The organism is Chryseobacterium culicis, from assembly GCF_900108365.1.
In the GTDB taxonomy this organism is placed as follows: Bacteria; Bacteroidota; Bacteroidia; order Flavobacteriales; family Weeksellaceae; genus Chryseobacterium; species Chryseobacterium culicis.
The window spans coordinates 130409-155678 of record NZ_FNWQ01000003.1; the positions used below are offsets into that span (position 1 = coordinate 130409).

Below are 25270 nucleotides of genomic sequence, written 5' to 3' on the forward strand. Positions count from 1 at the left end.
AAGGCTCAAAATTAATATAATTTTTATAACTGTAAGATGCACAAACAAAATTTTAAAATAATTTTATCATTTCTCCTTATCCTTACCAGCAACTTTATTTTCTCTCAAAAGAAGTTTACGATCGTTCTGGATGCGGGACACGGGGGAAGTGACCACGGAGCGAACAGGACTTATTCTGATATTGGAAGAATTGCAGAAAAAGATATTACCCTTGCCATTACGTTAAAAGTAGGGGCTATGTTAGAGAAAAACAGAGATTTCAAAGTAATATATACCCGTAAAATTGACGAATATCCTTCTCTTTCCGACAGAACCAACCTGGCGAACAGGAGTAAAGCAGACCTTTTTATCTCTATCCACTGTAATTCTTCCCAAAGACCTACAGCTTACGGTACAGAAACATATGTGCAGGGACCTAACCAGAATAATGAAAATCTTGAGGTGGCCAAAAGAGAAAATGACGTGATTTTCCTGGACGAAAAAGATAAGCAGACCTTCGGTTCCTATAACCCTGATTCTCCGGAATCATTAATTGCCCTGAAACTTCAGCAGAGTAAATATCTGGAATCAAGTCTTCTTTTGGGAGGATTAGTAGAAGACAACTTCGTGAATAAGGATAAGAGATCCTCAAGAGGAGTTTTCCAGAAAAACCTTCACGTTCTCCGTATGAATGCCATGCCTTCTGTACTGATAGAAACAGGCTTTATCAACCATCCGGAAGAAAGCCATTATATTGCTTCAGATAAAGGACAGACCGAGATTGCAGAAAGTATCTACAACGCGATTATTGATTATAAAAAAGCAGTCGACAGAAAATCCGGAGGTTCCTTTGCGGTAAAGAAACCTGAACCTGAGAAGCCGGCAGAAGTTCCTCTGAAAAATGATTTCAGAATCTTACTGATGAGTTCGCCAGTGAAATACAATGAAAATGATCCAGCCCTGAAAGGCCTTAATTATATTCTTACGCTTAAAGAAAACGGACAGTACAAGTATTACTACGCTGTAACGAACATGGCTTCTGTGAAAGATATCAATCTTAAAACAGCCAAGGATGCAGGGTTCAGAAATGCTTTTGCCGTAGGTTTCATGCCTAATCAAAGGATAAACATGGGGTATTATACGATAGAAGTATATTCCGGTGATAAGCTGAACGGTAATTCTTACATTCTTCAGAACCTGAAAGATGTGGAAAGAGAGAAAGACAGTGGTGTATTCTATTACACTTATGGAAAGGTTTACACGCTGGAAGATGCTGTGAAACTTCAAAAAGAGCTTGAAGCTAAAGGCATCAAAAACACCGTGATACAGAAAGTCTATAAATAATTTAAAAGAATAATTTTGAGGTTAAAGAGTTAATTATTACCTTTGCAACCTCAAAATTTGGCCTATTCGTCTAGTGGTCAGGACTCAAGATTTTCATTCTTGCAACAGGGGTTCGATTCCCCTATAGGCTACAAAAAAACAATCCCTGATCAGTAAGATTCAGGGATTTTTTATAATATATCCTATGACCTAATTTCCTGAATGGTTTTCCCTCCCCATTGATCCATTGCTTCTAAAACGGGCAAAAGACCTTTTCCAAATTCTGTTAACTGATACTCGACACGTAATGGAATTTCATCAAAAATCTCTTTCCGGATCACTCCATCCGATTCTAATTCAGCAATTGTATCCGAAAGCATTTTGTCACTAATATAAGGGAGTACTTTCTTCAATTGATTAAATCTAATGATACCCTCATTAATTTTCCAAAGTACTGCAGGCTTCCAGCGCTTTCCAATAAATCTAAGGGTGGTTATAAAAGGGCAGTTGAATTCTAAAAATCTTTCGTTTTCAAAGTTTGTAGATGCTTTTTTTCTCATACTTACTTTTTTATTAGTTGCTCACCATTTGGTTATTACTATGCAAATATACAATTTTGCTGTACAATTAAATAAAATAGTATGAACATCAGTTTTATTGGTGCAGGAAATGTAGCATCAAATCTTGGGGGATTATTTGTAAAATCCGGGTATCTTGTAAAGTATGGAACTCCTCGTCCAAATGGAGACCAGCTATCTGTTGCAGAGGCTTGTGAATGGGGAGACATTGTCTGTTTTGCGATTCCGTATTTCGCAATGGATGAAGTTCTCACAACAAATAAAAGCAGATTGAAAGGCAAGATTGTAATAGACATTACTAACGCCATTAATCCCGAAGATTGGTCGCCCATCTTTTTAGGAGACGACAGCAGCGGGGAACAAACCGCCCGTCTTCTGCCTGAAAGCAAAGTAGTAAAAGCATTCAATACCATTTTCGCAGATGTTATGACAACTGAGAAACAATCAATAGGCGGACATAAGTTAACTGCATTAATTGCATCCGACGATTCGGAAGCAGCTGGTATTATAAAAACTCTTGCGGACAATATTGGTTTTGAGGGAATGATCGTGGGCGGCATCAAAAACGCAAGATACCTCGAAGCTATTGCTCATCTAAACATTGCAATTGCTACAGCGGGTAGAGGAACAGATACAGGCTTTGCTTATTTACAACGGAAATCATAATAAGGAAGCTTTTCCTTTTTCAGGAAACATTTGATAAGAAGGAAAACATACCGTAACCAGATTTTAGAATATTCTGAGTGGATAAGCCAATGGCTTACATGATCCATGTCTGAAAAAAGGCAGACCATTATCTCATCACTTTGACCGGAAAAGTGGTGAGATATATTCATTTTTATCTTTAAACTTTCCGATTTACAATGAGCATCGAATCAAAAATAAATATTCCTAACGTATTAATTATCTGCACTAATTACACCAAAACACTAAAGCAATTGTACGAGAAATAAACAGCCGTACTGTTTTATTTTATTTTAAATCCCGATTCCGTTTTCCTTATATGTGACAAAAGCATTATATTTGCAAAAATTTTTAACCATAATTGATCTCACAAATATGGTCACACCGATGAAAAATATTATTTATTAATCATGTTTGTAGTTGTCTACAGGCTATCAAATTTTATATCATGCCGGATTTAAAAATACAAGAAGCACAATTGCTTTTTAAGAAAATCCACTCTAACCCAAAAAGTTATGATTTAAAAATCAATGAAGACGGGATTACAGGCAAAGATGATAAAATCAGTTTCAGGCTTTACCGGACTGGAGAAAGGGTTGCTTTTGAAGTAACAATTGACGAACTCACTTTCACCAACACTACTGGGGAATGGAACAATGCACTGATCATGCTCGGAAATACGATCAAAAAAATAGATAAAGAACAGGAAAATTTAAAAATAGAACAAGCAATAGATAAGCTTAGAAAGTACCTTTCAGAAGAAAATTAAAATTTTTGAAAATAAATTTGGTAGTTTTAAAAAAAGTTTATAGTTTTGCACTCACATTTAAACGATATGGCAAATCATAAATCAGCACTAAAGAGAATCAGACAAAACGAAACTAGAAGACTTCGTAACAGATATTACCACAAGACTGCTAGAACAGCTTTAAAAGCTTTAAGAAATGAAGAGAACAAAGCTGCTGCTACAGAACAACTGCCAAAAGTTATCGCTTTATTGGATAAATTAGCTAAGAAAAACATTATCCACAAGAACAAAGCTGCTAACTTGAAAAGCAAATTGACAAAGCACGTTAATAAATTAGCGTAATAATATAGCTGGCCCGTTCGTCTATCGGTTAGGACCTCAGATTTTCATTCTGGTAAGAGGGGTTCGATTCCCCTACGGGCTACTTACATCTTATAAGACCACTGTAACAACGGTGGTTTTATAAAGATCACTGTAGAAAAAGCTATATTTAAATAAATCTAACCGGCCCGTTCGTCTATCGGTTAGGACCTCAGATTTTCATTCTGGTAAGAGGGGTTCGATTCCCCTACGGGCTACATTAAGAGTTGATACTTATAAAAACAAAATCTAACACATTACTTCGGTAATGGAAGATAGAGGGCCCGTTCGTCTATCGGTTAGGACCTCAGATTTTCATTCTGGTAAGAGGGGTTCGATTCCCCTACGGGCTACAAAAGGACTTTTTCGAAAGTCCTTTTTTTTGTTTCTATATTTCTAATTTCTGCCTGGCAGTCTAACTAATATATCCTTTTGCTATGCTTTTACTGAAGCAGGACAAGAATTATTAGCACTTAGGCTTCATTTAAAGGGAAAAAATTCTCTCCTACCCTTTCTTATTCCATCTTTATTCTTCAGAGCTTATTTTTTGATTAAAATAAATAACCAAGGAAAAATGGCAAGTCCGTGATCAAATCATATTAAATTTTCATTAAAAATATCACCAATAATGGAAATATTATTTTTTCATTGTCCTTTTAATCCTTAAATTTGGCTAAAACTATTAATTCAAAAAATATATAACATGAAAATTAATTTACCTCTGGGAAAAAAATTCTCTTTCAAGGCTGGATGTATGGCTTTATTCCTGTTTTCATCCACCACTTTATCTTTTGCACAAAACAGAATTTATGCACACGCTCAAAGTTCAGGAGTATTTGGAGTAGCCTGCCTTGGATGCCGTGTAGACAATCCACAGAATGCTGTTGGATTCAATGAGGATGATTACTCAACAATGGTTCTTGGAACAGCTTTACTGGGAGGAATTCAGCAGACACTGACTTTCCCTGACTTGAGGGCAGACACCAGGCTTGTGGTAGGAATCGGAACAGACAACATCCCGTTATCCGTACAATTACTAAGTGGAGTAACCCTTGAAACCATGAACGGAGGAACCTCTAATGACGACCGCAGAACGATAGATGTAAGCCTCCTTAAGCTGGGGGCAACTCCAAACAGAGGAACTGTAGAGTTTAAGCCAGCAAAGCCTTATGATGGAATAAGAATCGGTTTAACCGGAGGAGTATTAAGCCTTGGAGGCGGATTCAGAATTTATTATGCTTACCAGGATCCGTTAGCAAGTATTATGGCTCACAGCCAGAACGGACAGGTAACTCTTGGAGGAAACGTTCCTGTAGAAGGTTCCGAGATTACTTTGTATAACACTTCTGGCAAGGAAGTATTCCGATCTACAGTCAATTCTAATACTTTTGAACCTAAACAGCCTGAAGGGATTTACATCATGAATGTACAAACCAGGGAAGGTAAAACATATTCTAAAAAGATTATGATAAAATAAGTAAACTATAAAGTAATAGTACGGCAGATTCATAAAGGTCTGCCGTATTTTTTTGCATTCGTTTTCAGGTGAATATAAAAAACACTTATTAAAAATAACAAAATCATAATTATAAATATCAATAAATTATTAACAAATCACATAATTATGAAATAAATTAAGTAACATAATCTTTTTATTTATAAATTTACATAAAGCTAAAAAAACCAAAATTTTCTACATATGAAAACTTATTTATTACTTCGCCAACGCACTATGAGAGCAGCGATTTTGGCATCATTCCTATTTTTAACGAGCGCAATGTCCTCAGCACAGATTGTAAAAACCTACGCAAGCAGCCAAACCAACCAGGTACTTGGTGTATGCTTAGGCTGCGGTGTCTTGAATCCTCAAAATGCAGTAGGAAGCAATGAGAACGACTACTCTACTCTGCAGGTTTCTGTGGGCCTTCTGGCAAGAACCGAACAGACGCTAATCTTCCCTACCACTAACATCGCGAACAATACCAACAAGCTTGTTCTCGCGATTGGATCAAACGGGACTCCTCTTTCTGCTCAGTTATTAGGAGGTGTATCTATCGAAACATTTAATGGAGATGTTTCCAATAACGATTATCAGAGCCTTTCTACAAAGCTTATCAAACTGGGAGATACAGATCCGAGCAAAGGTGAAATTGAGATGACTATGAACATTCCATTCGACCGCATCAAAATTAATGTGAATTCAGGATTATTAAATATCGGTGGGGAGCTTAGAGTCTATTATGCTTACCAATACAAAGATCCATTCATCAATTTTATGGCTCACAGCCAGGACGGATTGTTTACTCTTGACAAAAATGTTGCGGCAGAGGGTTCAGAGGTTACTTTAACCAATACTTCAGGAAAAGAGGTATTCCGTTCCAAGCTTACTTCCCATACTTTTAACACCCAACAGCCACAAGGAGTATACATCATGAAACTTCAGACAAAAGAAGGGAAAACGTACTCTAAGAAGGTGATCATCAAATAGAAACGATATATAGCAAATCAAACCCGGCAAGCCTTTTAGGCTTGCCGGGTTTTTTATAGAATTCATTTCAGCAATCTTATCATTTTGAATCTCTTCTTTCAAATCATAAAAAAATCCTGACCAAAGCTGGCCAGGATCAGATTAACAAGATTACGATCTAAACCGTATTAGTTTTTAATTACTTTTTGCTGATATACCGCTTTATCTGTAACTGCTTTCAAAATGTAGATACCTTTTGGAAGTGCACTTACATTGATCTGTCCGTTGTTCAGCTGTACATTGACTGCTCTTCCTGAAGCATCGTACATAGAAACATTCTGAATTTTTTCCTGTGTTTTGATGGTAAGGAAGTCAACAACAGGATTTGGATAAACACCAAATTCCAGTTTTTTCACCTCAGCAGTGGCTAATGTTGAAGCCGTAGTGTTTACGGTAATAGTCTTTTCTACCAGTTTTCCATTGGAGTTAAATCCGATCACGATATCGGAGGTTCCAGTCGTAAGAGGGGTAAGAACTAATTCGTCATTATTATTGATAGAGACAGAAACGGCTGTAGGATTGCTGTTTGATTTTATGGATTTCACTACAGACACAGCCATATTATCTGCATCAGAAACGATTGATTTCAGATCAATTGCCGTTGTACTTCCCGCGGTAATCTGTGAAGGAAGAACATTGCTTACAACAGGAACTGAATTGTTTGTAAATACCGTTAGTGACGGGAACCAATAGTAATCATTTAATGTTTTGGTATTGATAAGCGCTCCGGTCATATCGTAGGTATGAATCCAGTTTTTCTGGTAGTGTGCTCCGTATCCGCTTTCTGTGGTATTCAGAACCAATTCCCCTGTAACCGGGTTTACACGAAGTGCAGCACCGTAAGGAATCTGTTTAAACTGTCCTGTTTGACCAGGAATGACAGCGAAGTTTTCGTTGAATGTCTTTGTGGTTACATCAAATCTTACAATCTGTGTTCCTGAGCTAAAGCTGTTTATTGAATTGATCCAGTATAGTGCATTTTCTTTATTGCTCGCTGAAAATCTTCCTGCATTCCAGGCTCCCCAGTCACCAAAGTATTTTGTTGTCGGGATATTATAAATCTGCGTAGCAAAAGTAGTAGGATTAATGCTGATCAGTTTTTGATCCTGAATGCCCCATACACTTCCGTCCTTAGCCTGGGCAACGGAGTAGAAACCTCCGGCGATAGTGGTTACAACTGTATCTGTAGCAGGGTCAATTACTAAAATACCTGCTCCCTGCTTCACTGCAAACACATATTGAGAGGTACGGATCATGTTTCCGATCTGTCCGGTTCCGCCTGTTCCGGCAATCAGAGTACCTACCTGTAAATTGTCAATATTGAACAGAACGATTCCTGTAGAAGTTCCAATGTATCCTTTGTGCTCATTTACGCCCACAAACGATCTTCCGTCACCACCTCCGATGTTGTTGAATCCAGCAATTTTCTGCATGGTCTGTGCATTCGCTACAACAAGTCTTCCTCCCGGAGTATATTGGGTATCTCCTCCGTCGGCGGCCTGTTTTGACACAAAATAAAATTTATCTCCGTAGATCGTTCCGTATTGTGTAGTCGCTCCGAAAGCCTGATTATTGTTGGCATTACTGTATACTCTATAATTGATCTGACCATTATTGTCAATGAAATTCACAGAACCGTTGGTATGGCCAAACCATTCTTCGTTCACCATGAAATAACCATTCGTAAAGTTAGTAGAAGCTACATAGGGTGAAACCGGAGTAAGTGTAGAAGAAACTGGAGTTTCATTAAATCCTACATTAAAGTTCCAGACATCCCATGAACCGTTTTCCAATACCCGTGAAGAAGCTCCTACGTTAGAATATCCAAAGTCAGCATCAGCAGGATTCTTTACCCAATAGGCCCAATATCCGTTCACAGTCCATCCGGATTGCCAGTGATCGTTGGCAGCATCTACAATGGTATAGCTGTCAAAATCATAAGCGTTGGTATTCACAAAACCATTCACCGGATATAACGGATAAGTAGTATTTCCGCTTTTGATCAGTGCGTTGGTGTTCTGCCCGTTAAGATCAAACCCTATTCCGCCGACTGCTGATCCAAACTGGGTTCCCTGATACAGCAAAGTATAGAGTCTGTGGTCTGCTTTAGCAATCGCTTTCAGCATATCTTCCCCTGTGGCATTTCCGTCCCACTTGAATCCCCAGACCATAGCATCCGGATTTTTACTGTCGTTCCACTGTACTACGAAAGCAGCCTGATTGGCTCCCGATCCTACCCAATACTGAATATCAGAAAAGCTGATTGCAGTGGTATTAAGCTTACTGGTCCCTGAAATATCATTTCTGGGCACTCCCTGGACTTTTATCTGTGCATTTGACAGGCATGCAAACAGAAAAAGCATGATAAAAAGATAAAACTTTTTCATTTTTTATAAATTTAAATTAGATTGAATTATTATTTGAAATGTAAATCATAAGCTCCCGCTACTTCTGTAGAAACTTCTCCCAGCCATCCCGCTTCCTGATTAACTCCTGTATAGATCTTCATAAAATCGACCCCGGGAAGCTTCACATATTTTCCGTTTCTGTCTACCGCCCATGAAATATCAATATTGGAAGCCTCATCTGTATTCGGAGCATTATCTGCATACCCGTACTCGTAGGATTTTCCTACCCAATAGGATCCGTCTCCGCTCTGATCCACAAAATTATTGGCCAGCCTGGTTCCTGAGAAGCTGTACGATGGCTCTGTAAACCATAAAGGATAGTAGCTTTGCACGTGAAAAGTATTTTTTGTTTTAAAGCCCTGATTTCCCAGATTGTCATTCCATTTTATATATTCTACATCGGTCTGCCAGAATTCAGTTCCGGGTACCGGGGTTTTATTTTCATCAGGCTTATGATAGGTGATGCTGTAGTCTTTTATTGTGGTGTTTTTGAAATATTCACTGCCGGCAATTTCATACCATTCATCAGTATCGGGTTTACCGTTTTTGTTTCGGTCATAGGCTACCATAATAATTCCCGGCTCACATGATCCTGAACGTTGGTCAGCAGCATCATTTCCAAAGAATGCATTTCCCAGCACTTTAAAATCACGCCCATTGAGATTGGGAATGGTATGGTCAAAGCCAAAAACCACGTATCCTCCATATCCTCCCAGACTGATCATGGTAGAATTTCCTCCCACCAGAGATTCATTGGCTTTCTGAAGCATAGCAGCGCTGGTATTTCCTGGCAAATATTCGGGTATTTCGTTCATAAACTGTCCTATTGCCGGCCGGAACTCCAGGACTTTGGAAATGTATTTGCTGTAAGGTGTTTTTTCTTTGGTAACGATGATTTTGGAATGAAAAACCTGTTCGTTTCCTTTATTGCTAATCTTTAAGGTTAAAGGGTACGCATCGGCTTTTGGGCTGATAAATTCAAGTTCTGCATTTTGAGAGATAATGGAATCATTAATACTCCACACAACCGATCCGGAAGCATGAGTAGGAATACTCAGCACCTTGAAACGCTCAATGGTATAGGAATCATCGAGGCCGTTGAATGTAAACTCTTCATCATCATCATGTTTACAGGCTATGACACTCATCAGGAAACATGATAAAATTCCCGTTTTCAAATAAGTAAAGGTATTTCTGTTCATTTCTTAAAGTTGGGTTATTTGTATAAAAAAGCGAAGTGGGCTGGGATATTTCCGCCTTCTGTTTTCCATTTGAAGTGCCCGTTTTTATCAAAGCAATAGACAAATCCCATTGATACATAATTTCTGGCATCTGTCATATAAATATCTTCCGTAATAGGATTTACTGCAATTCCGTAAGGAGTTTTAATGGCATCTTCATACTCTTTATCAAAAATTCTGTTGGCGATGATCTCTTCTGTTTTTACGTCAATCATTCCAAATGATTTTTTATAGCTGTGGGTATTGTAATTGAATTCATTGCCGTAGAAATAGAGTTTATCATTCACGATGGTCATTTCGCTCACAGAGAGATTGAAATTTTTCTTCACGCTTCCGGTAGCTGCATCTATTAAATAAAGACTGGAAGGGATATTATAATAATCTCCTCTTGATGTTACATACAGATCTCCGTAATTGTCTTTTTTAAGATGATGAAGATTGATGGCAACTTCTATTTTTTTGATTTCCGTAAAAGTGTTCAGGTCAACGACGGAAATGGTATTGTCATAATCGGGAGCTTTATATCCTCCGGAATTGGCCACAAATAGCTTATTTCCTACAATCTCTATTTCTTCAGGCTGATATCCTACTACTGCTTCACGCTGGATGGAAAGAGATGTTGTATCAATTTCCACTACTTTTCCTTTTGGCGCTTTCGGGTTGATCGCTACAGGGCCGGCATAGCTGCTGGCATAAGCTTTTCCCCCTTTAAAGGCTAAATACCTGCAGTTTTGTAACGGAATGGAAGTAATACGCTTCGCGGTTTTGGCGTCCAGTACTTCAATCTTATTGGAAACATTGACCACGATATAGAGTTTGCTCCCATATACTTTAATATCATTTCCCACATCTCCCAGTTCTTTAACCACATTGGGATTAATTTCTGCGTAGATGTTCCGGAAATAGGTTCCTTTGGTGTAATCAAAAAAATCCAGGGTGCATTTATTACTTCCCATATTTCCTTCATTCAGCATATAAAAACCTTTTATAGCCGTGTTTTCTGAGGGAAGACCTTCTACCACTTCCTGACGGACGATAATATCATCCGTACGGCATGATGTAAGAAAAGCTAAGACAAGGAATAAAAAATAGAAGTTTAGTTTTCTCATAGGGTGAAGTTTAGAATAAGTTTAAAGTTTCTTCCGGGCATTGGATAATTAATGACAACATCATAATACTGATTGAAAATATTATTCATCTCGAGGCTTACCTTGAACTGATGATTCGCCCAGTTGAATTTTTTCTGAACGGACAGATCGTGGGTATACCAGGGCTGCACATAATTGTACTGAATATTGTCCTGGTTCACATCATATCTTTCTCCTACATACATTGCACTGTAGTTGAAGCTCCAGTCTTTATAATCAGCCATCAGGCTGAAAGAGCCGCTATGCCATGGGGTGTAGGGAATCTGATTGCGGTAGAAGGTGTCTTCAGGATCGCTCATGTCTCTTGCACTCTGATAAGTGTAGGAAAGCAGCGGTCTGAGAGTAACTTTTCCCAGCTGAAACTCAGTCTGCACATTTACATCAGCACCTATAATCTCAACCATTCCAAGATTCATCATCAGCCATCGGAACATGCTTCCGTTAGGAGCTGCTACAATTTTGTCCTGTACTTTATTGTAATATCCGTCTGCTTTAGCATAAAAGGTTTTAAAGAAACGGTTGGTATAATTCTTCTGATAAGTAAATCCTACATCATACTGACTGGTGAATTCCGGTTTCAGGTACGTGTTTCCGATATTCGTGTAATACAGGTCATTAAAGGTTGGAAGCCTGAAAATTCTTTTATAAAAAGCTCTCAGAGTAAGTTCCGGAATGATTTCCGGCTGATAGCTCATAAATACAGCAGGGGTCCACTCTCTGGCATCTCCCGGTCTTTTGTTTTTTCTCACTTCCTCGAATGTAAAAGTTCCCAAAAGGCTTCCAAGAATTTTGAACCTGTTCCACTGGTATGTTGTTGCCAGTGCTACCAATGTGGTGTAACGCGTAGGATAAGAAAAGTTATCCAGATTGGCGTCTAAATTATTGTATTGAAAATCTCCGCTTAGACTGACATCCCAATCGGGCGTGATTGAATAGATATTGGATGATGAGAGATAAAGTTCTCTTTGAATATATGTATTATCCGTATGAATGATAGACTGCGAACGAACCGTGTCTATAAAATGGGTATAATCGTAGGCAAATTTTGCTTTCAGCTGGGTTTCAAATTTCGGGAACAGTTTTTTCCTCAGATTGGCCTGCACAAAATAATTTTCATCGGAAAGTCTTGCTCCTCTTCCTCCGAAACGTCCATTGACAATGGGTGCCGGCATTCCACGGTCTGAAATATATCCGTATCCTCTTATATTCCAGCTTCCGTTATTCAGAGTTCCATTGAGAGAGGTTTCAAAACGTTTTGCTTTGATATCTGAATCCTGTCTCTTTGCAATGGTATCATACGCCTGCTGGCCATCAGGATATTTCTTTGCATACCGAAATCTGTAAATTCCGTCACTCTGCATAAACTCTCCGCTGAAGCTGGCAGAAACTCTGTCTGAAATCTTGTGTTCCAGACGGAATGACGGATTGAAAAGATCAATGGATGCACTTTTTGCTCTTATAACCAAATTGGTTTTTCTTGTTCCTTTAAACACAGGAGTTTTTGGCTGTAAATAGATAGATCCTGAGGATCCGAAGTCTTTTGCCGGTTGAAAAATTTCACTTTTCTGGCCGTTATACAATGATATTTCTTCCAGATCGTCCAAAGAGTACCTTCCCAGGTCTACCAGTCCGTTTTGAGCATTCCCCAGTTGAATTCCATCATAGAAAACACCTACATGCTGGCTTCCCATACTTCTGATATTAATGGTTTTTAAACCTCCCAATCCTCCATAGTCTTTGATCTGCACTCCTGAAAAATACCTCAGTGCATCTGCAACAGATTGACTGTTCAGTCTTTCCAGCTGTTCTCCCTGCAGGGTTTGTGCAGGAAGGATTTCTTTAAAATTCTTTTTGTAAAGATTAATTCCTTTAATGGTCTCTTCTTTAAGACTGTCTTTTTTCTTAGTTTGGGAAGACAAAAGTTGAGATGTGATCACCAGTATTGTGAAAACAGCTTTTTGAAGTGTCGAAGTAGTTAGTTTTGCCGCCATTAGCTCATTTAGTATCATGAAGACGCTAATGGATATAAGAATACAACGACAAAGCACAGCGGTCACTGCACAGAATCATTGATGTCCTAAGCTTTATTCCACGAAAGCGTCAAACGATTATTTATCTGGCAGGTCTTCTGACTTACTCCATTTTTGAAATCCTTCCCATTAAAAAACAGTGGATATATTCTTCAAAAACTTTGGTGTGGAGCTTACAGCAGCGGGTCTGTTCCGGATTCTCACCGGATTCCCTTTTAAGAGCTTTTTACGGCTCACCAAATTCCGGCAAAGATAAAAAATTATTCCTAACCCCCAACTAAAATCATGATTTATAAACAATTAAAGCTCCCGAAGGAGCTTTAACATGACTGCAATAAGGGTTTCACTTTAGATCCCAATATTCAGAAAAATACTGAATCTCGATTTGGCTTCAATATCTCCGCCTGCCAGATGCGTATACACAGGAAGCATGAGTTCACTTCCCAGGCTCAGCTTTTTATAAGAGGCTTCAAATCCCAGTTTCCCGTACAAAGCACTTCCTGCGGTATTGGGCAGTGCTTCATCAAATTGTTTATTCTGGGCATATACTTCTCCCTGAATCCCCGTTTTTACAGAAAAAATAGATTTTTCACTTCCTGCAACCTGATAAAAGCCTGTTGCTGCATAATTCCATTGATTTCCAAAGCGGTAGTTTTTCTTATTCTCCGTTTTAACCGTGTAATCTGTATTAACCAATACGGCTACTTTATTTTTCTGAAATTTATAATTTAAAGCGGCCTGATAGTCCCAGCTTCCGGTTCCCAGCTGAAAGCTCGGATTAACACCCGATGCACCTTTTTCATCAAATTTCCCTAGCGGAATTTTCACGCCTAAACCACCGCTCAGGTGGTGAAAATTATCTTCAGAGCTCATCAGCTGGTAAATTCCCATCAGGTTCAGGTCTCCTATTCCATTGATTTTGATATCTCCCTGCAGGGTTTTCTTCTCATGGAAATGGAAGGGCAGGCTTGCATAAACGCTCAGCTTTTTTGTCAGTGGAATTTTTCCCCAAAGCTGAAGGGTATTGAAATACTGATCCTGTGTAAGGTCTTTAACGAATAAATTTTCCTTGGCTTTATAATGCTGGGCAAAGTATTTGATTCCGATAAACTGTGGGTTCAGCAAAGACTCAAACCCTGAAGATCCGTTTCCTGCCGCACAGCCGCACGCATCACAATCATCATCAAAATCTACTCTGCTCAAGGTTTCCGGAGCAGTATACGCACTGTCTCTGATGGCCTTTGCCTGAATCTGGCCCGTTAAGGCTAAACTTAGTATCACTATAATCTTCTTCATGTTGTCTATCAATTATTCTGCAAATTTTGGATTGGATATAAAATTTTTGTCTGATAATGTCTTCAGGAATGCGATGATCGACTGCTTTTCCTGACTGTTCATGGCAATTCCCACATGTCCGTTTTGTTTCAGCTGCGGATCAAGATTGTCATTATCTTCTACCTGATCCGAATAGAAATTAAGCACTGCCTCCAGGGTGTAAAACCTTCCGTCATGCATGTAAGGAGCGGTATATTCTACATTTCTCAGACTTGGAACCCGGAATTTCATCCAGTCTGCCTGATTAAGGGTCACTCTATAGCGTCCGGCATCCTTGAATTCTGTGCTGTAATACATTCCTGTGTTTCTAAAGCTTTGATCAGTGAACAGTTCTCCACTATGACAGGATGCGCATTTCTGTCCGAACAAAGCCATTCCCTGGGATTCTGCTGAAGTTAACTGTTCCTTTCCCTGTCTGAATCTGTCATACTTTGAATCTGCAGAAATTAAAGAAGCCATAAACTGTGATAATGCTTTCAGAATTCTTTCTCCGGTAATGGTTTCATCTCCATAGGCTTCTCTGAAGAGTTTTTTATACTTCTGGTCATCTTTTATCTTTGAAATAGCTTCCGGTATCGAGCTGTCCATTTCATTAACGTCTGTAATGGGGCTAATGGGCTGATCATTAAGATTGTGAATGACACCATCCCACATATATCTTTTTAAAAAAGCCATATTCTGTATGGGTGGTGCATTTCTGATTCCGATTCTGTCGTCAACACCGTGGCTTACGGTATGCCCGTGATGGGTAAAGGCATTTTCCTGAATATGACAGAAACCGCATGAAATGGTATTGTTTCTTGAAAGTCTTCCTTCATAAAATAATTTCCGTCCCAGTTCCACTCCGTTTTTTGTTACTGGATTAGCTGCTTTATCAAAAGTCATTTCAGGAAAATAAGAAGGAAACTGCAGATTGTAAGCTTCATCTTTTTCCAGCGGCTGAATCACCTCATCAGAACAGGAAATACAACTCAACAGAAATATCAGCAGAACCAATATCGTTTTAACAAAAAAATTAATCATTGTGAACGTGATCTACTTTAAACATTTTTGTAAGGTTGTTGGTAACATCTGCCAGGTGCTGGTTGGAGCCCATCAACATGTCATTGGCCGTTGTAAGTGTAAGCGGTTGGTCTCCACTCAGAAACTGGTTCAGATCTGCAAGAATATGAACAGAAGGACGGATTTGCCCCGTTACTCTTGCTGTTGTCGGTAGGTTTAATGTGATTTCACGGTAAAGATCCGCGGTATTATTGGCTGCCGTATTTCCCATATTTCCGGTATGGTTCATAAATTCTTTAGATGGCGTATCCGAGCCATATTTTCCTTCCAGTTTCACGAAGATATAACCGGCTGCCCATGACCAAGACATTCCTTTCTGCTTGGCTTTTGTCCAGAATTCTGCCTGTCCGTCCTGTCCTAATAAATAGGCTTTCTGGCTGATTCCCAACCCAAATTTTATTTTCTTATAATTGTTTTTTGGGATGCCATCCAGATTGAGATAGATAATTCCGGCAACCGCATCTGCCTGATCTACGATGAAAGCGCCTTTATCAGGATTGTTTTCATTGTATTTAAATTCGTTTCCGTTCTCGTCTATCAGGGAGATGTTACTGATGACGTATTTCAAGGCAGAAAAATTATGTTTCTGTCCGTTTGAAGAGGTCTGAACCGTTTGATTCAAAACAATATCTCCTACATTATTAAATCCGTTTTCAAATTTGATCTGAAGTTTTCCGTAGGTGGTATCCTGCGGATTTTCGTTATCCCTGCTGCTTTCACAGGCTACGAAAGAGAATAAAGTAAAGGCAATAAAGAATGGTGATAACAATTGAGAAATTTTCATTGTTGATTTTTTTAAGTTGAATTTTAGTTGAATTGCTGTAACCGCTTATTTTCTTCATAAAAGGCACAAAAATCCTTCACTTAACTCATTTAAGTGTTGTATTATTTGCACAAAAAGCATGACTAAGCGGCTTAAAAACTTTTGATTTTTAACTGACAGCTTTTACCACTTTTATGGGTAAGATTGTGATTGTTAACTTAAAAAACCGGTGGTTTGAAAATGTGGGTAAGAAACAGAAAAGAATAGGCTGTTTCATAGGTAAAATTGAAATTGAAAAACGGTCGTTTTTCAGGAGTGCGGATCTCTGTGGTTTCCGGCAGAATGTAGATATCAAGGATTTTCTGTCCTGAATTTTTGAGTTTCTGAAAAGGTGAAGATTCTGAATCATTCGTTTTGGCCAGTTCTTTACTCAGGTAACATTTTCCGTTACAGTGAATTTCCGGCCTGTTTTTATTGATACAGAGAACTTTTACGATGTAATCATAATTTACAGCATACTCTACCAATGGTACCAAAGGCCTTAGCACCATATAAAAAGTAAAAAGTATGCTGTAAAATAATTTCATCAGATTATTTCTTGCTTACAGCTTCGTCATATCTTCTGCTGATTTCTTTCCAGTTGGTAACATTCCAGATGGCGCTGAGATAATCTGCTCTTTTATTCTGATATTTTAAATAATAAGCGTGTTCCCAGACATCAATTCCGAAGATAGGTGTTCCTTTTTCTTCCACTACATCCATCAGAGGATTGTCCTGGTTAGGAGTAGAAGAAACGAACAGTTTTCCGCTTTTATCCACAGAAAGCCAGGCCCATCCTGATCCGAAACGGTCTGCTCCGGCTTTCGCCATCTTTTCTTTAAAAGCATCCATGCTTCCAAAGGTTTCATTAATTGCCTTGGCCAGCTTTGCTGAAGGCTGTGTATTTTTCTGAGGCGTAAGAACAGTCCAGAACAGCTCGTGGTTGTAATGTCCTCCTGCATTATTTCTCACTGCGGCTGGCAGTTTTGAAACATTGGAAAGAATCTGAAACAACGTTTCTTTTTCCTGGGGAGTTCCTGCAATTGCTTTATTCAGGTTGGCTACATAGGCTGCTGCATGTTTTGAATAATGAATTTCCATGGTCTGGGCATCAATATTCCCTTCCAAAGCATTATAAGCATAAGGCAGAGGTGTCTGCTTAAACTGAGCCAATGCAAACTGAGCCGCGAAAACTGCACTTAAGGCAGCTATTTTCATAATCTTCATAACGTTTTTGTTTATGGTTGAACAATATTTTCTATCAGGCTGGAAGATGGGAGATGGAGGATGGAAGCCATTAATGTCATAACATAACTTCTTCATCTCTATCTCAAAAATCGCCGGTACTTCAACGTCTGGAATAACTTCCTGCTTCAAACATCCAGCTTCCCACTTCCCTATTTCAATAATTTCTTAATATCCTCAATCAGGATTTCTCTGTCCGGGTGGTATTTTCCGTTTAGCCTTGGGTTTTTCCCTTCCGGATCATCATAGTTTAATCCTGAATAATAGAGAATGGGCATATTTTCTTTATTATACCTGCAGCGGATATTTCCCTCCTTATCAACCAGGGCAATCATTCCGCTGTGGTTCAGGCTTTCTCCTTCATCTTCCTTATCCCCAACGTAGATATTAAATTGATCTGCAAGATCACCAATATAGGTGCGGTCTCCGGTCAGGAAATGCCAGTTTGGGGACTTTGCCCCTATTCTCTCTGCATGTTCTTTCAGGGCTGCGGGAGTATCATTTTCCGGATCAATACTGATGGAGATGATCCCGAAACCGGGATCATTAACCTGGTTCTGAATAGCCTTCATATTGGTATTCATTACCGGGCATATGGTAGGGCATCTGCTGAAGAAAAACTCTACGAGATATACTTTTCCCAACATATCTTTATTGGTGATTTTTTTACCGTTCTGATCGGTAAGCTCAAAATCCGGAACTTTCATTACGGTATAGAGGTTCTTTTTAAAATACCCCATTCCTACCCCGATTCCCAGAAAAAGCAATGCAAATACCGCAATAGGTATGATCACTTTACTTTTATTATTGGTCTTTTTATTTTTGGGCATATTTCTCGGGACTTTTTTTGAATTCACCTTTGCAGGAGACACTGCAAAAACCGTACGTTTTATTTTTATACACCGCGGTATCTTTAACAGATCCGGCGGTTTTCATATGACAGACGGGATCTATTTCATTCACCACCTTTACGTTTTCCATATTTTTTCCGGAAGAGTCCATATGGCTTGCATGCTTTACCTGTGGGGTTTCTTTGGCACACGACAGTAATGATATTGACAGCATGGCAGTCAAAATAATAGGAGATTTCATTTTAATGTTAAATTGAAATTAATAATGTTAAATTAAGTTATGATACAATACACAGTCTAAAAACACAGCATTCACTTTATGAAAAAGTGTCTCTGTAAGTCTTAAAAAAGTCCAATTGTATCCTAATAGCTCATTGATAAAAGCTGCGGGAACCTTTATTATTCAACTAAAAATATAGTTTATCGAAAAATTAAGCTAATGGCGGATGGAATATTCTTGAAAAATATTCTGAGGAATGCGAATTAAAGTAACTGGAATCCGGAATTTCGGAAAAGGATTCCGGGTTAAAATGAGAGATGAAAGAAAGGATGTCATGAGAAACAAAAACATCCAGCCCTGCGATCTTTATGGTTGGAGAGCTACTGGACTGTTTTTCGGTTTTCGCCAGCTCTTTTTCCACATAGCATTTTCCTTTACATGTTGATTGAGGTACATTTCTGTTCTCGCAGAGGTTTTTCACAATATAATCATAGTTTACGGCATAATTTACCAATGGCAAAACGGGACGTATTGCAACAGTAAACATGATAAATATGGAAATGAATACCTTCAACGGTTTTTTTCTCTGTTACAAATATACTACTTCAAAACTGTTTTATGATGTATTTATGATGAATGTCATTATGACTGAGTACTGTTACCCACAAAAAACTCAAAACTGTGCCTATCAACGGAATCATTTTATCCCGAACTTTGATTCAAACTTAAGACCTAACCAAAACTTAGTTCTTTATATAAAAGTTTAATCTTGTTAATAAAAGCTTTGCTAATGTCTTTGGCAGAGCTTTTTGTTTTTTAAAATGTCTTGTTTTGTTGGAAATCGCGAAGCCGGAAGTTTTTTTAATGCTTACTGTTTTAAGGCGCAAAGATTTTATCTCCGATAAAATTGCAATGCTGGTTTCATTTATCTATTAATTAGGAAAGATTTGTTTTTTGTAGAGATTCCTACGGACTGACAAACTGTGTGTATCATTTATGGATTTATACAGAATGGCTGCATGACGTGTAATGTAGAACAAAAGCTCCACTGATGATCAGCAGAGCTTTCATTGAATATAATTGAGTTGTGTTTATTATGTACTTTTTAAAATTTCATTCTCTGAATTCTTACTGCATTTAAAATAGCCAGCAATGCAACACCTACATCGGCAAAAACGGCTTCCCACATCGTTGCAAGTCCTCCTGCTCCCAGAATCAGCACCACAGCTTTTACCGCGAAGGCAAGAACGATATTCTGCCAGACGATCTTTTTCGTCTGTTTTCCAATATTGATCGCCATTGGGATCTTACTAGGCTTATCATCCTGAATTACGACATCTGCAGTTTCAATAGTTGCATCACTTCCTAAGCCTCCCATTGCAATTCCTACATCACTTAAGGCTACTACAGGGGCATCATTTACTCCGTCTCCTACGAAAGCTACAGTTTGATTTCGGGATTTTATTTCTTTAACCTTATTTACTTTATCTTCAGGCAGCAAATCACCGAAGGCATTGTCAATACCCAGCTGATCTGCTACATATTTTACAACGGTACTTTTATCACCGCTTAGCATTGTTGCCTTAACATTCATTGAATGCAGTTTGTCTACTGTTTCTTTGGCATCTTCTTTTATACTGTCTGCAATCGTGATATATCCTGCAAACTTTTTGTCATATGCTACTGCAATCACTGTATACACAATATTGGCATGATTGAGATCATAACTGATGTTGAATTTATCCATCAGTTTAAAGTTCCCTACCAAAAGTTCTTTTCCGTTAATAGTCGCTTTCAATCCGTGACCAGCTATCTCTTCTACATTTTCCAAAGGAATGTTGTGATTGATATCTCCTACATAATTGTGAATAGCCGTTGCCACCGGATGGGTGCTTTTGCTTTCTAAGGCATTAACCATCTGAAGGATTTCTTCTTTTTTAAATTCAGGACTCATACTGACTTCCTGAACTTTGAAAACGCCTTCTGTCATGGTTCCTGTCTTGTCCATCACTACATTCTGAATCTCTGCAATGCTGTCCAGGAAATTACTTCCTTTGAATAAAATTCCGTTTCGGCTGGCGGCACCAATTCCACCAAAGTATCCTAACGGAATTGAAATAACAAGGGCACAAGGACAAGATATCACAAGAAAAATCAATGCTCTGTACAGCCAGTCTCTGAACTGATAATCGTTTACAAAGAAATAAGGCAGTAAACAGATTCCTATGGCAAGAAATACGACGATGGGAGTATATACTTTTGCAAATTTTCTGATGAATAATTCTGTAGGTGCTTTTTGAGCTGTAGCATTCTGAACCAATTCGAGAATTTTACTCAGCTTGCTGTCTTCATAGGCTGTATTTACTTTTACTAAAGCAATACTGTTCATATTGATCATTCCTGCAAGGACTATTTCACCTTTATTTTTGGTATCAGGTTTACTTTCTCCTGTTAAAGCTGCGGTATTGAATGAAGCTGAATCTGAAAGAAGTTCTCCGTCCAGCGCCAGCTTTTCTCCGGGTTTCAGCTGAATGATATCTCCAATTTTAGCTTCTTTGGCTTTCATTGTCTTTGGCTGATTATTTTCCATAACCGTTACCTCATCAGGACGCTGATCCAACAACGCTTTTATGTTTCCTTTGGCTCTGGTAACCGCCATAGACTGGAATACTTCTCCTACGGCATAAAACAGCATCACGGCTACTCCTTCAGGATATTCTCCTATGGCAAAAGCGCCGATTGTTGCTATACTCATCAGAAAGAATTCTGAAAACACGTCTCCTTTGATGATACTTTTACAGGCATCTTTCAACACCGGAAATCCTACCGGAATATAAGCCGCCAGATACCATACCAGACGTACCCAGCCCGTAAACCATGCGGGTTTTATATAGTTGTCAAAAGCAATTCCTGCTAATAAGATCATAAAGGATATAATAGCCGGAAGAAACATCTGAAAGGCCGTCTGGTCTCCGGAGTCGTGAGAGTGATCATGCCCGTCATGGTCATGTCCGTCTCCTTCTGCATGATTATGTTTGTGCCCTTTTGTATCAGGCTTTTGGGGATTTGTACTACAGCATTTTTCCATAACTTACTTTTTTTAACAAATGTAAAGATGAGACTGATGCAATGCTATTGCAAACTTTCAAGACAATTTTCGCAGATTCCTTTGGCAAACAACCGTATTTCGTCAATCCTGAAATTGGTCTGAATGTTTTCCGGGAAGGAAATATCTTCCTTACAGGTGGTCTGCTTGCATATTTTACAGTAGAAATGAAGGTGCCAGTCTTTATGTGTTTTTTCATCACAATCGTCTTCACATAATTTATATTTCGTGGTTGTATTTTCCTGAATGCTGTGAACAATTCCTTTTTCTTCAAAGGTTTTCAGTGTTCTGTAGATGGTAATTCTGTCTGCATTGTCAAAATGATTTTCTATTTCAGAAAGGGATAAAGCTGCTTCCTGAGAGCTTAAGAAATCATATACCAAGATTCTCATACTGGTAGGCTTGGTATTTTTATCAATGAGTTTGTGTTCTATATCTTTTTTCATTGTTCGCTTTTAAAATTTTACAGATGAACTTCATTTTCTTCATAGCCTTCCTCTTCAATCTGAAAAGTGGTATGACTGATTTTAAAATCAGTAATCGTAGTGTTTGTCAATGTAGTTAATAATTGATTCTGAGAATATCCTGCCTCTTTTACCACATGCGCACTCATCGCATTGACACTGGATGTCAGTGACCATACATGTAAATCATGGACATCTTTCACGCCGGGAGTTTTCTCCAAAGATTGCCGAAGCGCATGAATATCCACATCTTTAGGTGTTCCTTCCAGCAAAACGTTAATGGCTTCTTTCAGCAGTCTCCATGTTCTCGGGAAGATCAAAAGCCCGATTGCTGCTGAGATCAACGGATCTGCATAGTACCAGCCTGTTGTGAGCATAATCACTCCCGCTATCATCACTCCTACTGAGGTTAACATATCTGAAAGAACTTCGAAATACGCACCTTTCATATTTAAGCTGCCTTCGGAGTCTTTTCTCAGAATCATCATTCCTACCACGTTGACGATCAATCCTATTCCTGCTACAATCAGCATGGATTTACTTTGTACTTCAGGCGGATTCTGAAAACGCTGGTAGGCCTCGAACAAAACATAGACCGAAATGGCCAGTAAAACCACTGCATTAATTACGGCTGCTAATATTTCTGTACGGTAATACCCGTATGTTCTGGAAGGGTCTGCTTTTCTTTCTCCTATTTTGATGGCAATAAATGCCAACAATAATCCTACCACATCGGTAAGCATATGGGCTGCATCGGCTAGTAAAGCAAGACTGTTGGTCACTATACCGCCTATTACCTCGGCAATAAGATAGGTTCCGCTAAGGCAGAGAACAATCAGGAGGTTCTTTTTATGTCTGCTTCCTGCAGAAACGGTTTGTGTTGGTGTATTTTCCATAGGGTTTATGGTTTAATTACATTTCATAATAAGATGTATTTTCTTTTTTAGGGGGAACATTCTGCTCACCCGTCATCTGTCTGATATTGATTTCTATAGTCTGTGCCAGCGAAGTCATTGGAGTATCTACAGGGCCGTTTTCAAAAGGATCCTGCATGATGATAGATGTTTTTTCAATTGCAATGAATGTCACAGGAACCAGGAAAGTGATTGCAATTTCTACCATCAACTGAGAATCATCAAGTCCAAAAGGAAGTATGGCGGCAAAAACATAGATTAAAATATGAACTAGAACACTGTAAGAACGTGGGAAAACTGTATTTTTCAGTCTTTCGCATTTTCCCATGCTGTCACAGAGCCTTGTAATGATATCATTGAGCTGCATATGCTGAAAATCAGTCAGTTCTCTGGAAGCTGCAATTCTTTTCACCTGTCTGGAGTGTTCGTCCAGAATTGCGTTGGGAATATTGGCTGCTTTGATCTGATGCTGATCCAAATACTGCTGAACTTTTTCAGAAAAAGGCAGCTTTCTCAAAGATTCTCCAAGTGCATAGGTCCAGATAATCTGTCTTTCTGCAAAATCTTTTACTGTTCTATGATCACCTACAGGCACAAACTGAATGATCAGTCTCATAAGAGTTCTGGAATCATTTACAATAGCCCCCCAGACTGTTCTGGCTTCCCACCATCTTTCGTAGGATTGGGAAGTCCGGAATGCCAGCAGCAATGATACTGCTGTTCCGAGTAATGCAGGAATGTTCAAGGGCAGTGAGATTTTCCGAAACCATGGTAATTCGTCCAGAAGACCAATGGCTACGGCAAATATTCCGATGAACAGGATTTGGGTTTTTATTTCACGGATGAAATACCAGACTGATATTTTTTTGTTTAATAACATAATCAGGTCATTTATTAAAATTCGGTGAGATACTCTTTACTTTTTTTCCTGCCGTTTTTATTCAATAAAACTATTCCGTAAACAGTTCTAATGTAAGGATAAAAATCGACATTTCGCTGGTGTTGATTACTTTCATTAATGTTCATGGTCTCCGGAATTGACCAGTTTTGCATTCACGAAAAATGCTCCTTTTACTACTATTTTCGCATTGTCAGGAATATTTCCCACCGGAGTTACTGCGGTGTATCCCATATCAGATGTGCCTTTCACTACTTCTATTTTTTCAAAGCTTAAGGTTTTAGAATGTGGCTTTCCCTTTTCTTCATGTTCCTGCTCCGCTTTTTTGTCGGTCTGGATAAAGACGTAATATTTTCCATCCGCTTCTACAATTGCTTCTGTAGGAACTGCCGGGGTTGTACTTTTATCAAGGCTTACAATTCCGGTGATATTCATTCCGTCAATCAGTCCGGATTTATTTCCGATCACTTCGCAGTGCATGGAGATGGTTTTGCTTTCGTTTTCAAAAGAAGATCCTATGCTGTAGATCCTTGCATCATATTCAGTTTCCGGATTGTTTGTGAGTTTAAAATGAACAATCTGCCCTACCCTCATTTTAGGAAGATCCTTTTCAAATACCTGAAGGTCCAGATGAATAGAGCCATTATCAATCACTGTGGCAACGGGAGAAGAAATATCCACATAACTTCCGATCTGTGCCGTAATACTGCTGATTGTTCCGCTGATGGGTGCCGTAATCACCAATCCGGATTTCATGTTTCCGTTGCTGACTTTACCCGGACTTATTCCCATCATCTGAAGCTGCTTCAAAAGAGATGCTCTTTTTGTTCTTAAGGTTTTCAGCTCAGCATCGGCACTCTGAAGGTTTTTCTTGGCACCTGCATCATTATCAAAAAGTTCTCTCTGTCTTCTGTATTCCTGTTCTGCATAGGTTATTCTGCTATTGGTAGTCAGATAATCTTCCTGAAGCTGTATATATTCGGGGTTGGCAATGGTAGCAATTACCTGCCCTTTTTTTACAATACTTCCCACCTGAATGTTGATTGTTTTAATGATTCCTCCGTACAGGGAAGTGATGGCTGCCTTATTGCTGTTTGGTACACTCAGCAAACCATTGGCTTTTATGGTAGATGTCAGTTCTTTCATTTCAACAGTTCCCAGAGCTACCCCTACGGATTTCATCTGCTCTTCCGTAAGTGATGCTATCGTTTGGGGCTCTTCTTCGTGACCTTTTTCGGACTGTTCGGTTGTAAGAGCAGCTTTTTCTGCTGTTTTTCCCTGTTTTCCGCAGCTTAAAAGGGCAAAAGCCGTGACAGTAAGATATATGATATTGCGTTTTAGTTTCAT

At 38.8% G+C, this 25270-nt stretch carries 24 protein-coding genes, 4 tRNA genes and 1 riboswitch; of the genes, 10 read left to right on the forward strand and 18 right to left on the reverse strand.

What is annotated here, in order from left to right; all coding sequences use genetic code 11:
• The first annotated feature begins 36 nt into the window (after nucleotides 1-36).
• Nucleotides 37-1323 (forward strand): N-acetylmuramoyl-L-alanine amidase family protein, encoded by a 1287-nt coding sequence (locus BLW74_RS12330; RefSeq protein ID WP_185116359.1) that lies wholly within the window; start codon nucleotides 37-39, stop codon nucleotides 1321-1323.
• Between the two features lie 59 nt (nucleotides 1324-1382).
• A tRNA-Glu gene (locus tag BLW74_RS12335) sits at nucleotides 1383-1454 on the forward strand.
• A gap of 51 nt (nucleotides 1455-1505) precedes the next feature.
• Here the strand turns inward: BLW74_RS12335 and BLW74_RS12340 are convergent.
• Nucleotides 1506-1862: a winged helix-turn-helix transcriptional regulator gene (locus BLW74_RS12340; RefSeq protein ID WP_089692723.1), complete on the reverse strand. Its 357-nt coding sequence runs from the start codon at nucleotides 1860-1862 to the stop codon at nucleotides 1506-1508.
• Between the two features lie 81 nt (nucleotides 1863-1943).
• On the opposite strand from BLW74_RS12340, the gene BLW74_RS12345 reads away from it, so the two are divergent.
• The 8 genes from BLW74_RS12345 (at nucleotide 1944) to BLW74_RS12380 (ending at nucleotide 6160) form a co-directional block, all read left to right on the forward strand.
• Complete coding sequence (locus tag BLW74_RS12345; protein WP_089692724.1) at nucleotides 1944-2546, forward strand: NADPH-dependent F420 reductase; 603 nt, start codon at nucleotides 1944-1946, stop codon at nucleotides 2544-2546.
• A 466-nt stretch (nucleotides 2547-3012) separates the two neighbouring features.
• Complete coding sequence (locus BLW74_RS12350) at nucleotides 3013-3333, forward strand: hypothetical protein (RefSeq protein WP_089692725.1); 321 nt, start codon at nucleotides 3013-3015, stop codon at nucleotides 3331-3333.
• A 66-nt stretch (nucleotides 3334-3399) separates the two neighbouring features.
• Complete coding sequence (rpsT, locus tag BLW74_RS12355; protein WP_002983073.1) at nucleotides 3400-3654, forward strand: 30S ribosomal protein S20; 255 nt, start codon at nucleotides 3400-3402, stop codon at nucleotides 3652-3654.
• Between the two features lie 10 nt (nucleotides 3655-3664).
• A tRNA-Glu gene (locus BLW74_RS12360) sits at nucleotides 3665-3736 on the forward strand.
• Nucleotides 3737-3818: 82 nt separating this feature from the next.
• Nucleotides 3819-3890: transfer RNA gene (locus BLW74_RS12365), tRNA-Glu, on the forward strand.
• Between the two features lie 63 nt (nucleotides 3891-3953).
• Nucleotides 3954-4025, forward strand: a tRNA-Glu gene (locus BLW74_RS12370).
• A gap of 350 nt (nucleotides 4026-4375) precedes the next feature.
• The gene (locus BLW74_RS12375) at nucleotides 4376-5149 is read left to right on the forward strand and encodes a T9SS type A sorting domain-containing protein (RefSeq protein ID WP_089692726.1); all 774 of its coding nucleotides are present in this window, start codon (nucleotides 4376-4378) and stop codon (nucleotides 5147-5149) included.
• 222 nt (nucleotides 5150-5371) lie between these two features.
• Nucleotides 5372-6160 (forward strand): T9SS type A sorting domain-containing protein, encoded by a 789-nt coding sequence (locus tag BLW74_RS12380; protein ID WP_089692727.1) that lies wholly within the window; start codon nucleotides 5372-5374, stop codon nucleotides 6158-6160.
• A 167-nt stretch (nucleotides 6161-6327) separates the two neighbouring features.
• Here the strand turns inward: BLW74_RS12380 and BLW74_RS12385 are convergent, their stop codons facing one another.
• From BLW74_RS12385 to BLW74_RS12465, 17 genes are all read right to left on the reverse strand, one after another.
• Nucleotides 6328-8586 carry a DUF5074 domain-containing protein gene (locus tag BLW74_RS12385; RefSeq protein ID WP_089692728.1) on the reverse strand — a complete coding sequence of 753 codons (2259 nt, stop codon included), beginning with the start codon at nucleotides 8584-8586 and terminating at the stop codon, nucleotides 6328-6330.
• 29 nt (nucleotides 8587-8615) lie between these two features.
• The gene (locus BLW74_RS12390) at nucleotides 8616-9809 is read right to left on the reverse strand and encodes a cell surface protein (RefSeq protein WP_089692729.1); all 1194 of its coding nucleotides are present in this window, start codon (nucleotides 9807-9809) and stop codon (nucleotides 8616-8618) included.
• 14 nt (nucleotides 9810-9823) lie between these two features.
• On the reverse strand, nucleotides 9824-10957 hold the full coding sequence (locus BLW74_RS12395) for a YncE family protein (protein WP_089692730.1): 1134 nt from the start codon (nucleotides 10955-10957) through the stop codon (nucleotides 9824-9826).
• Entirely contained in the window at nucleotides 10954-12987 is a 2034-nt protein-coding gene (locus BLW74_RS12400) for a TonB-dependent receptor plug domain-containing protein (RefSeq protein WP_089692731.1), read from the reverse strand. The genes BLW74_RS12395 and BLW74_RS12400 overlap by 4 nt, the downstream gene beginning before the upstream one ends.
• Before the next feature lie 110 nt (nucleotides 12988-13097).
• Nucleotides 13098-13282: riboswitch (cobalamin riboswitch) on the reverse strand.
• A gap of 92 nt (nucleotides 13283-13374) precedes the next feature.
• Nucleotides 13375-14322: a transporter gene (locus tag BLW74_RS12405; protein WP_089692732.1), complete on the reverse strand. Its 948-nt coding sequence runs from the start codon at nucleotides 14320-14322 to the stop codon at nucleotides 13375-13377.
• Between the two features lie 12 nt (nucleotides 14323-14334).
• A complete protein-coding gene (locus BLW74_RS12410) occupies nucleotides 14335-15384 on the reverse strand; it encodes a cytochrome-c peroxidase (RefSeq protein ID WP_089692733.1) in 1050 nt (349 codons plus the stop codon).
• The gene (locus tag BLW74_RS12415) at nucleotides 15377-16207 is read right to left on the reverse strand and encodes an MbnP family protein (protein ID WP_089692734.1); all 831 of its coding nucleotides are present in this window, start codon (nucleotides 16205-16207) and stop codon (nucleotides 15377-15379) included. Before BLW74_RS12415 ends, BLW74_RS12410 begins: the two co-directional genes overlap by 8 nt.
• Nucleotides 16208-16404: 197 nt before the next feature.
• Entirely contained in the window at nucleotides 16405-16773 is a 369-nt protein-coding gene (locus tag BLW74_RS12420) for a hypothetical protein (RefSeq protein ID WP_227413277.1), read from the reverse strand.
• A 4-nt stretch (nucleotides 16774-16777) separates the two neighbouring features.
• Nucleotides 16778-17452 carry a superoxide dismutase gene (locus BLW74_RS12425; protein WP_089693562.1) on the reverse strand — a complete coding sequence of 225 codons (675 nt, stop codon included), beginning with the start codon at nucleotides 17450-17452 and terminating at the stop codon, nucleotides 16778-16780.
• A 170-nt stretch (nucleotides 17453-17622) separates the two neighbouring features.
• Complete coding sequence (locus BLW74_RS12430; RefSeq protein ID WP_089692736.1) at nucleotides 17623-18300, reverse strand: SCO family protein; 678 nt, start codon at nucleotides 18298-18300, stop codon at nucleotides 17623-17625.
• Nucleotides 18287-18562, reverse strand: a complete 276-nt coding sequence (locus tag BLW74_RS12435; RefSeq protein WP_185116360.1) for a YHS domain-containing protein — start codon at nucleotides 18560-18562, stop codon at nucleotides 18287-18289. The genes BLW74_RS12430 and BLW74_RS12435 overlap by 14 nt, the downstream gene beginning before the upstream one ends.
• A 190-nt stretch (nucleotides 18563-18752) precedes the next feature.
• A complete protein-coding gene (locus BLW74_RS12440; RefSeq protein WP_227413278.1) occupies nucleotides 18753-19088 on the reverse strand; it encodes a hypothetical protein in 336 nt (111 codons plus the stop codon).
• Nucleotides 19089-19646: 558 nt separating this feature from the next.
• Nucleotides 19647-21629, reverse strand: coding sequence for a heavy metal translocating P-type ATPase (locus tag BLW74_RS12445; RefSeq protein ID WP_089692738.1), 1983 nt, complete (start codon nucleotides 21627-21629; stop codon nucleotides 19647-19649).
• Between the two features lie 44 nt (nucleotides 21630-21673).
• On the reverse strand, nucleotides 21674-22093 hold the full coding sequence (locus BLW74_RS12450; protein ID WP_002983024.1) for a Fur family transcriptional regulator: 420 nt from the start codon (nucleotides 22091-22093) through the stop codon (nucleotides 21674-21676).
• 17 nt (nucleotides 22094-22110) lie between these two features.
• A complete protein-coding gene (locus tag BLW74_RS12455; protein WP_089692739.1) occupies nucleotides 22111-23007 on the reverse strand; it encodes a cation diffusion facilitator family transporter in 897 nt (298 codons plus the stop codon).
• A 16-nt stretch (nucleotides 23008-23023) separates the two neighbouring features.
• The gene (locus BLW74_RS12460) at nucleotides 23024-23905 is read right to left on the reverse strand and encodes a bestrophin family protein (protein WP_089692740.1); all 882 of its coding nucleotides are present in this window, start codon (nucleotides 23903-23905) and stop codon (nucleotides 23024-23026) included.
• Nucleotides 23906-24040: 135 nt separating this feature from the next.
• Nucleotides 24041-25270 carry an efflux RND transporter periplasmic adaptor subunit gene (locus BLW74_RS12465; protein ID WP_089692741.1) on the reverse strand — a complete coding sequence of 410 codons (1230 nt, stop codon included), beginning with the start codon at nucleotides 25268-25270 and terminating at the stop codon, nucleotides 24041-24043.

Bases quoted from the DNA above. Each gene is read 5' to 3' on its own strand.
- BLW74_RS12345 (WP_089692724.1), top strand. From the start codon at position 1,944: ATGAACATCAGTTTTATTGGTGCAGGAAATGTAGCATCAAATCTTGGG.
- BLW74_RS12465 (WP_089692741.1), bottom strand. From the start codon at position 25,270: ATGAAACTAAAACGCAATATCATATATCTTACTGTCACGGCTTTTGCC.
- rpsT (WP_002983073.1), top strand. From the start codon at position 3,400: ATGGCAAATCATAAATCAGCACTAAAGAGAATCAGACAAAACGAAACT.
- BLW74_RS12350 (WP_089692725.1), top strand. From the start codon at position 3,013: ATGCCGGATTTAAAAATACAAGAAGCACAATTGCTTTTTAAGAAAATC.
- BLW74_RS12435 (WP_185116360.1), bottom strand. From the start codon at position 18,562: ATGAAATCTCCTATTATTTTGACTGCCATGCTGTCAATATCATTACTG.
- BLW74_RS12430 (WP_089692736.1), bottom strand. From the start codon at position 18,300: ATGCCCAAAAATAAAAAGACCAATAATAAAAGTAAAGTGATCATACCT.
- BLW74_RS12440 (WP_227413278.1), bottom strand. From the start codon at position 19,088: ATGTTTACTGTTGCAATACGTCCCGTTTTGCCATTGGTAAATTATGCC.
- BLW74_RS12460 (WP_089692740.1), bottom strand. From the start codon at position 23,905: ATGTTATTAAACAAAAAAATATCAGTCTGGTATTTCATCCGTGAAATA.
- BLW74_RS12395 (WP_089692730.1), bottom strand. From the start codon at position 10,957: ATGAGAAAACTAAACTTCTATTTTTTATTCCTTGTCTTAGCTTTTCTT.
- BLW74_RS12455 (WP_089692739.1), bottom strand. From the start codon at position 23,007: ATGGAAAATACACCAACACAAACCGTTTCTGCAGGAAGCAGACATAAA.
- BLW74_RS12425 (WP_089693562.1), bottom strand. From the start codon at position 17,452: ATGAAGATTATGAAAATAGCTGCCTTAAGTGCAGTTTTCGCGGCTCAG.
- BLW74_RS12410 (WP_089692733.1), bottom strand. From the start codon at position 15,384: ATGATTAATTTTTTTGTTAAAACGATATTGGTTCTGCTGATATTTCTG.
- BLW74_RS12385 (WP_089692728.1), bottom strand. From the start codon at position 8,586: ATGAAAAAGTTTTATCTTTTTATCATGCTTTTTCTGTTTGCATGCCTG.
- BLW74_RS12340 (WP_089692723.1), bottom strand. From the start codon at position 1,862: ATGAGAAAAAAAGCATCTACAAACTTTGAAAACGAAAGATTTTTAGAA.
- BLW74_RS12375 (WP_089692726.1), top strand. From the start codon at position 4,376: ATGAAAATTAATTTACCTCTGGGAAAAAAATTCTCTTTCAAGGCTGGA.
- BLW74_RS12400 (WP_089692731.1), bottom strand. From the start codon at position 12,987: ATGGCGGCAAAACTAACTACTTCGACACTTCAAAAAGCTGTTTTCACA.
- BLW74_RS12405 (WP_089692732.1), bottom strand. From the start codon at position 14,322: ATGAAGAAGATTATAGTGATACTAAGTTTAGCCTTAACGGGCCAGATT.
- BLW74_RS12445 (WP_089692738.1), bottom strand. From the start codon at position 21,629: ATGGAAAAATGCTGTAGTACAAATCCCCAAAAGCCTGATACAAAAGGG.
- BLW74_RS12330 (WP_185116359.1), top strand. From the start codon at position 37: ATGCACAAACAAAATTTTAAAATAATTTTATCATTTCTCCTTATCCTT.
- BLW74_RS12450 (WP_002983024.1), bottom strand. From the start codon at position 22,093: ATGAAAAAAGATATAGAACACAAACTCATTGATAAAAATACCAAGCCT.
- BLW74_RS12415 (WP_089692734.1), bottom strand. From the start codon at position 16,207: ATGAAAATTTCTCAATTGTTATCACCATTCTTTATTGCCTTTACTTTA.
- BLW74_RS12390 (WP_089692729.1), bottom strand. From the start codon at position 9,809: ATGAACAGAAATACCTTTACTTATTTGAAAACGGGAATTTTATCATGT.
- BLW74_RS12420 (WP_227413277.1), bottom strand. From the start codon at position 16,773: ATGAAATTATTTTACAGCATACTTTTTACTTTTTATATGGTGCTAAGG.
- BLW74_RS12380 (WP_089692727.1), top strand. From the start codon at position 5,372: ATGAAAACTTATTTATTACTTCGCCAACGCACTATGAGAGCAGCGATT.